The 7,841-nt window shown below is 51.0% G+C and carries 5 protein-coding genes and 1 tRNA gene; 5 read left to right on the top strand and 1 reads right to left on the bottom strand.

From position 1 onward, the window contains the following. Positions 1-395: 395 nt before the first annotated feature. Positions 396-469: transfer RNA gene (locus tag HYD27_RS31440), tRNA-Arg, on the bottom strand. A gap of 109 nt (positions 470-578) precedes the next feature. On the opposite strand from HYD27_RS31440, the gene HYD27_RS31435 reads away from it, so the two are divergent. From HYD27_RS31435 to ispG, 5 genes are all read left to right on the top strand, one after another. Beyond that, complete coding sequence (locus HYD27_RS31435) at positions 579-1,535, top strand: hypothetical protein (RefSeq protein WP_219221713.1); 957 nt, start codon at positions 579-581, stop codon at positions 1,533-1,535. A gap of 97 nt (positions 1,536-1,632) precedes the next feature. Further along, positions 1,633-2,973, top strand: coding sequence for a trigger factor (gene tig / locus HYD27_RS31430; RefSeq protein ID WP_219221712.1), 1,341 nt, complete (start codon positions 1,633-1,635; stop codon positions 2,971-2,973). Positions 2,974-3,262: 289 nt separating this feature from the next. Beyond that, complete coding sequence (gene clpP / locus HYD27_RS31425) at positions 3,263-3,853, top strand: ATP-dependent Clp endopeptidase proteolytic subunit ClpP (protein ID WP_219221711.1); 591 nt, start codon at positions 3,263-3,265, stop codon at positions 3,851-3,853. Between the two features lie 12 nt (positions 3,854-3,865). Next, positions 3,866-5,122 carry an ATP-dependent protease ATP-binding subunit ClpX gene (gene clpX, locus HYD27_RS31420; protein ID WP_020430248.1) on the top strand — a complete coding sequence of 419 codons (1,257 nt, stop codon included), beginning with the start codon at positions 3,866-3,868 and terminating at the stop codon, positions 5,120-5,122. Positions 5,123-5,221: 99 nt separating this feature from the next. Next, positions 5,222-6,361 (top strand): flavodoxin-dependent (E)-4-hydroxy-3-methylbut-2-enyl-diphosphate synthase, encoded by a 1,140-nt coding sequence (gene ispG, locus HYD27_RS31415; protein ID WP_219221714.1) that lies wholly within the window; start codon positions 5,222-5,224, stop codon positions 6,359-6,361. Positions 6,362-7,841: the final 1,480 nt, after the last annotated feature.

Raw genomic sequence — 7,841 nt, 5'->3', positions numbered from 1 at the left:
AGTGAAAATGACAAATAACACTGAGCCTGAACAGAATTGCTGTCAGGCTAGCGTCTTTAGGCGCAGTTTGGCAACAAGGGGTTATACCCCAAGAGCAAACCACCCGTTGGACGGGTGGTCCTGATTTATTCACACCTTAAAAGCTGTATATATAGAGTGAACTTAAGAATGTAACTTGCTGCATGGATGAAATCCTTGCTCCGCAAGGGGTTCGTCCATCGGCTGTCCGTCATTCTTAAGTTCAGCTTAAACTATATGGGGCCACGCAGAAAGCAGCGGTTTTGTGCAAATAGAATCTCTGGAGTCCGCTCACAAAAAAAATCGGGAACACGCCAAGGGCTTCTAATCCTCCGGACGCACAAACAGCCTCCCCGAAGGAAGGCTGTTCTCGATGACGTCCCGGAAGGGATTCGAACCCCTGACCGTGCGCTTAGAAGGCGCATGCTCTATCCAGCTGAGCTACCGGGACATGAGAAGACACTGAAAAGCAAGCAAAAATTATGTTATCATATATGGACAACTTTTTCAACCTGTTTTTTTGAAACCGCTGTGGGATATGCTATAATCTACAATTGATCATGGTTCGGAGAAAAGGAGGTGCCCTCATTAATCATTCGAATTCCCCCGCCAAAGAGAATATCGTGCTGTTTCCGAAGACGCTGGACTATTACCAGATCCAGTTAACGGTAATGCTGGAGAGTGAACGCTACGGGGAAGCGATGGAGCTGCTGCGGTTCTTGCTGCAATGCCAGGGACAGGAAGAGCGGCACTATCAGGAATGGGAATCGCTTCTGGATTGGCTGGAGGCGGCCTTCCCCTATGCATCGCATCACGGAGATGAAGACAAGGAGCCCTCTGCCGGTGAGCAGGATCTGAAGGAAGAGGACATGGCCCGGATTCTTGCCAAATCCAAGCTCGAGGAAGACGCGGATTACCCGGGCAAGCTGCTGCGGAAGGTTATGAACGAGCCTTTGTCGGAAGCGACCATACTTGCGCTGGAGCAATTATCCTATCTGGAGGGCGGTTCTGTCGACGAATCGCTTATCGGCTGGCTGCAGCAGGCGGAGGTTCATCCGCTTTTGCAGTTCCGCACGCTGCAGACACTCCGCCGCCGCGGAGCACAGGGGACAATCGGCCTGGTGCGCGGAGCGGAGACGGCCTACGTTGAGATCGACACGGTGCCGCTGAGCAATGAAGAGTTCCCGCTTCAGGTGAGCCAGGTGCTGGAACGGGTGGCCGGGCAGGCAGAGGTGCATGAGCCGACACTATATTATTTTGCCCAGGAGCTATGGGGGCAGTTCATTATGTCGATTTATGGCTCTGAGGAATACCGCAAGCTGCTGGAGGGAGAGGACGCCCAGCTGGATATCTGGGCCGGCGCGCTGCATCAGATGGTGTCCGAGAGCCTGAACGGAACCCGGCAGGAAGAAGATACACGGGCCATGTACGGAATTACAGGCAGCATGCGCTTTCAATTCGAGGGGGCATACCGCTCGCTCAAAGGTTTTGTAAAGAGTTCTCTACTTGATAAATAAAGTAATGTTGTATATAATATAATGGTCATTCTGTGCGTGAATTGCGTGATTATTTTGAAGAAAACATGTAACCTATTTTTGGAGGGAAAAGTATAATATGAAAGCAACCTGGGAAAAAATAGAGAAGAACCTTGGAGTTCTTGAAGTCGAAGTCGAAGCAGAACGTGTAGCTGCAGCGCTCGACAAAGCTTTTAATAAAGTAGTTAAGAAAGCGAACGTGCCCGGTTTCCGCAAAGGCAAAGTGCCGCGGCCGATTTTTGAATCCCGTTTCGGTGTGGAAAGCCTGTACCAGGATGCTATCGACATCCTTCTTCCTGAAGCTTACGGCGAAGCGGTTGAAGAAGCCGACATCTTCCCTGTAGACCGTCCCGAAGTGGATATCGAGCAATTCGCCAAAGGCCAGCCGTTCATCTTCAAAGCGAAGATCACGGTTAAGCCTGAAGTCAAACTGGGCCAGTATAAGGGCGTAGAAGTTCCAGTTCAAAAGGCTGAAGTTACTGAAGAAGAGCTGGATGCTGAACTGAAACGTCTGCAGGAGCGTCATGCCGAGCTTGTGGTGATTGAGGACAAACCGGCAGCCAACGGCGATATTACAGTGATTGATTTTGACGGATCTGTGGATGGCGTGCCATTCGAAGGCGGACAGGCTGAGCGTCATTCCCTGGAGCTGGGAAGCAACTCCTTCATTCCCGGATTCGAAGAACAAGTGGTGGGCATGTCCACTGGAGACTTCAAGGATGTTGAAGTAACATTCCCTGAGGCTTACCATGCTGAGAACCTTGCCGGCAAAGCCGCAGTATTCAAAGTGAAGCTGCACGAAATCAAACGCAAGCAGCTCCCGGAACTGGACGACGAATTCGCCAAGGATGTAAGTGAATTCGACACGCTTGAAGAATACAAGGCAGACCTGAAGGCACAGCTGGAATCCCGCAAACAGGAAGAGCTTAAGGGCGTCCGTGAAACTGCGGTAGTTGATGCGGCGGCAGCAAATGCCGAAGTTGAAATTCCTGAAGCCATGATCGCCGGCGAAGTGGAGAATATGGTTCGCGATTTCGACAACCGTCTTCGCCAGCAGGGCATGAACATGGAGATGTTCCTGAGCTTCTCCGGCCAGACCCGTGAAGATCTGGAAGTCCAGATGAAGGGCGATGCCGAAAAACGCGTCCGCAACAACCTTGTGCTGGAAGTCATTGCCAAGGCTGAGAACATCGAAGTATCCGAAGAAGAAGTAACTGCGGAACTCGCTACCATGGCAGAAGCTTACAAACGCACTCCTGAAGAAATCCGCAGCATTCTTGCGGCCAATGGTTCCCTGAACAGCCTGAACGATGAAATTTCGCTGCGCAAGACCATTGATTTCCTCGTGGAGAACAGCGTTGAAGTCGAAGCTCCTCCAGCAGCTGAAGAAGCCGCCCAAGAAGAAGCAAGCGCTGAGTAATCATCATCGGAGGCTGCATTTCAACCAGAGCGGCCGGTAGGGCCTCCATAAATATAGATAAGGCACGTAATTTCTTGTTACGTGCCTTATTTTTATCGGCAGAGTCCTATTTAGAAATACATAGCTGCAGTCACAGCAATTGGCATTCACATGGGAATTGCGCTATAATGGCAGGCACATGAACAATGCGGTAATATGCAGCAGTGAAAAAATGACATAGCGCCTTGAACGTGTTAAAATATTTCTGAAACGGAAAGACTAATCTGTACAGAGAAAAGAGGTTGGTGGCATGAGTCTGGTACCAATGGTTGTGGAATCAACAAGTCGGGGAGAACGGTCATACGATATCTATTCCAGATTGCTCAAGGATCGCATCATCTTCCTAAGCAGTGCGATTGACGATGATGTCGCCAATCTGGTTATTGCCCAATTGCTGTTCCTGGCAGCAGATGACCCCGAAAAAGACATTCACCTGTACCTCAACTCTCCCGGTGGTTCTGTGACAGCCGGCATGGGTATATATGATACGATGCAATACATCAAACCGGATGTCTCTACGATCTGCGTGGGCATGGCGGCAAGTATGGGATCGCTGCTGCTTACGGCAGGGGCTCCAGGCAAGAGATACGCGCTGGCCAACAGCGAAGTAATGATTCACCAGCCGCTTGGGGGCGTTCAGGGGCAGGCATCCGATATCTGGATTCATACCGACTGGATTCTCAAGACGAAACAGAAGCTGAATCAAATATATGTAGATCGCACAGGTCAGCCCCTTGACAAAATCGAACGGGATACAGACCGCGATAACTTCATGAGCGCGGAGGAAGCGAAGGAATACGGGCTTATTGACCAGGTGCTCTCTTCACCGATCAAATCCTAAAGGGGTGGTAAGATGTTTAAATTTAATGATGAAAAAGGGCAATTGAAATGTTCTTTTTGCGGTAAATCCCAAGAGCAGGTTCGCAAGCTTGTAGCAGGACCGGGCGTTTATATATGTGACGAATGCATCGAGCTGTGCACGGAAATCGTGGAAGAGGAGCTCGGCCATGAGGAAGAGCTGGATCTGAAGGATATTCCGAAGCCGAAGGAAATCCGCGACATTCTTGATCAATACGTCATTGGCCAGGAGCAAGCGAAGAAATCGCTCTCCGTAGCCGTATATAATCACTACAAGCGCGTCAACAGCCAGAGCAAGATCGAAGATGTTGAACTGACGAAGAGCAATATTCTTCTTCTCGGTCCCACCGGTTCCGGTAAAACGCTGCTGGCCCAGACCATGGCTAAGATTATCAACGTTCCTTTTGCCATCGCGGATGCGACTTCCCTTACGGAAGCGGGTTATGTCGGTGAGGATGTCGAGAACATTCTGCTGAAGCTGATTCAGGCTGCCGATTATGATGTGGAAAAAGCCGAACGCGGCATTATCTATATTGATGAAATTGATAAAGTGGCACGCAAATCCGAGAATCCGTCCATTACCCGTGACGTTTCCGGTGAAGGTGTGCAGCAGGCATTGCTGAAGATACTGGAAGGTACTGTAGCTTCCGTGCCTCCGCAAGGCGGGCGCAAGCATCCGCACCAGGAATTCATACAGATCGACACGACGAACATTCTGTTCATCGTAGGCGGTGCCTTTGACGGTCTGGAGCAAATGATCAAGCGCCGTATCGGCAAAAAAGTCATCGGCTTCAACGCAGCGGTTGAAGGCCAGAAGGATCTTAAGACCGGCGAATACCTGTCGATGGTATTGCCTGAGGACCTGCTTAAGTTCGGTCTCATTCCCGAATTTGTCGGCCGTTTGCCAGTCATCTCGACCTTGGAGCCGCTGGATGAGAACACGCTGGTCCGCATTCTGTCCGAGCCGAAGAACGCGCTCACGAAGCAGTATATCAAGCTGCTGGAGATGGACAACGTAGCGCTGAAGTTTGAGCCGCTCGCGCTTGAAGCCATTGCCAAGGAAGCCATCAAGCGCAACACGGGTGCCCGTGGACTGCGTGCTATTATTGAGAGTATTATGCTCGATGTAATGTATGAGGTGCCTTCACGCGACGACATCAAGGACTGCGTTATTACGGAGCAGGTTGTCCAGGAGAAGTCACTGCCTGAGCTGAGCCTTAAGAAAGACAAGAAAAAAGAGGAGAGCGCCTAAGCCGCGCTTTCCTCCACAATACAAGTCACTGTCTCCACCTTACATCCGCCGGGAAGGCGCGGGGAGGGTGGAGCTTTGATCGTTATGGGGGAGAAAACCATGTTCTTGAGACACCAGACCCGGCCTGTCAATGTTGGCGGAGTGATTATTGGGGGAAACGACGAGGTTGCTATTCAAAGCATGTGTACAACCAAAACAGCTGATGTCGAAGCGACTGTAGCCGAGATTCTGCGGCTGGAGGAAGCCGGCTGCCAGCTTGTGCGCGTGACGGTCAACAATGAAGAAGCGGCGGCTGCAATTAAGGAAATCAAGGCGCGGATTCATATTCCGCTGGTTGCGGATATCCATTTCAATTATAAGCTGGCCCTGCTCGCGATTGAGAACGGCATCGACAAGGTGCGTATTAACCCCGGCAACATCGGCCGCCGCGACAAAGTCGAAGCTGTGGTTAAGGCCTGTAAGGAAAAAGGCATTCCGATCCGCATCGGCGTCAACGCCGGTTCCCTGGAGAGCCATCTCCTTGAGAAATACGGCTATCCGACTCCGGATGCCATGGTTGAGAGCGCCCTGTATCATATCGGGATTCTGGAAGAACTCGATTTCCATGACATCATCGTATCTCTTAAAGCATCTGATGTGCCGATGGCGCTTGAAGCGTACCGGAAGGCGGCGGAAGTTATCCCGTACCCGCTGCATCTGGGCATCACTGAATCCGGCACACTGTTTGCCGGTACCGTGAAGAGCTCGGCGGGGATTGGTGCGCTGCTCGCAATGGGCATCGGCAGCACTGTGCGTATCTCCCTCAGCGCCGATCCGGTGGAGGAAGTGAAGGTGGCGCGTGAGCTGCTGAAGACCTTCGGTCTGATCTCGAACGCCCCGACACTGATTTCCTGCCCAACCTGCGGACGGCTGGACATCGATCTCTTCTCCATCGCCAATGAAGTGGAAGAGTATATCTCCAAGCTGAAGGTGCCGATCAAGGTATCTGTGCTGGGCTGCGCCGTCAACGGTCCGGGAGAGGCGCGCGAGGCCGACATCGGCATTGCCGGTGCCCGTGGAGAAGGCCTGCTGTTCCGCTACGGACAGATGATCCGCAAGGTCCCTGAGGCGGACCTCGTCTCCGAGCTGAAGAAGGAGATTGATGCAATCGTCGTCCACTTTGAAGCAACCGGCGAAATTCCGGGCCGCAAGCATGCGGGGCTGGCGCCGGCCGTCAAGACGGGAAGCAGCGGACAGTAGCTCCGATAGAACTCAGGACCAGGACTCATTCCAAATTTTCATAGCTTGCAGAACGCCCCTTGCCCAGCGGATTATCCGTCAGCAAGCGGGCGTTTTTTTGAAATATAAGCTTTGCACACTAAATGATCCTTCGATTTCCGGCTGAAACACCCCGTCCCTTAGAAGGACGGCGTAGCCGTTTCTGCTTGCTTAGGATAGACGTAGGCTTTTGGAGTGGACGCTCCGCGAACGGAGCGTTGTCTGGGCCGCTGTGCCCTTCAGATTAATTTCATTCGCCTTAGCGGTGAAAATCCGGGGACAGAGGCGACCGCTGCCGCTGTTCCGCGGGTCCGTCCGCTCCGCTGTTCAAGCGGGAGGGAGTTCTCTAATCTTTAAAAACACAATAAAGAAACTTAATCCTGAATTTCGAAAGTAAGTATCCACAAATCACCTAAAAGCTCTACACGAAGGGATTTCTTGCTAAAAACAGCCTGCACCAAATGGGTGAAGGCAAAAAGAGGGTTTATCCCTTGTCCGATCTGGATGGGTTCAATTCACTTTCGAAATTCAGGTTTATATGCTTCACATTATAAATTAGCCTTATCTTTCTCGCTGAAGGGGCTGACCCAAAAGCCATGAAATGGCTGCTTGGGTCAGCCCTTTTTTAGTCGCAGGATATACGTAGGTTTTTTGGAGTGGAAGCTCCGCAAACGGATCGTTGTCTGGGTCGCTGTGCTCTCCAGATTAATTTCATTCCCCTTAGCGGTGAAAATCCGGAGACCCAGGCGGCCGCTGCCGCTGTTCCGCGAGTCCGTCCGCTCCGCTGTTTAAGCGGGAAGTGGTTCTGTCATCTTTAAAAAACACAATAAAGAAACTTAATTTATCCTGAATTGAACCGGAGAACCTGAACAAGCTGATGGAACGCAAGGAAGAGATTCATAGGGGACTGACGCGAAGTGGAAAAAGTAACACTAATGGGCTAGAATTCTGGATTTAACAGGATTTAGTGGGATTTTGTACACTTAATGGAGCCCATCTCCCCCCAAATGGCTGATTTCAGCCGAATTAGTTGTACTTTTTCCCACTAGGGATGATCCAGGATCCGAATGAGCTACCTTAGTTGTACTTTTTACCACTAAAATGGCTGTCCTTTGGATGAATGGTTCAAGTTCATCTTAATGTAGGCGTATTCCTCTGCAAGGGAGAGAAACGGATCAATTAGGGTTCCTTTTTCCCGCTAACGCTTGCGGAAAAGCGGCTGGGGGAGTATGAAGTGACCTTTTCCACTTGGCTTCCCGCCTGGCTTCAGCAGCCAGCCTTACACCTGAAATGCAAACAGCTGCGCTGCCCGGTTAAGGACGTTGCAGCCGTTTATGCTTGAAAGATAAGATTTTATATGTTTTGGGGTCCCCGCAAAGTACATGAATAATCATCGAAGCCAAGGCCCCGCTTTGTGGGGTTATTTTGAAAGATAAGAATTTATCCTGAATTTCGAAAGTAA

The sequence above is a fragment of the Paenibacillus sp. S150 genome (assembly GCF_019352175.1).
Classification (GTDB): Bacteria; Bacillota; Bacilli; order Paenibacillales; family Paenibacillaceae; genus Paenibacillus_AQ.
This window is presented reverse-complemented; position numbering and strand designations above follow the sequence as displayed.

Excerpts from the sequence above, each read along its gene's own strand:
- HYD27_RS31435 (WP_219221713.1), top strand. The coding sequence starts at position 579 with ATGGTTCGGAGAAAAGGAGGTGCCCTCATTAATCATTCGAATTCCCCC.
- tig (WP_219221712.1), top strand. The coding sequence starts at position 1,633 with ATGAAAGCAACCTGGGAAAAAATAGAGAAGAACCTTGGAGTTCTTGAA.
- clpP (WP_219221711.1), top strand. The coding sequence starts at position 3,263 with ATGAGTCTGGTACCAATGGTTGTGGAATCAACAAGTCGGGGAGAACGG.
- clpX (WP_020430248.1), top strand. The coding sequence starts at position 3,866 with ATGTTTAAATTTAATGATGAAAAAGGGCAATTGAAATGTTCTTTTTGC.
- ispG (WP_219221714.1), top strand. The coding sequence starts at position 5,222 with ATGTTCTTGAGACACCAGACCCGGCCTGTCAATGTTGGCGGAGTGATT.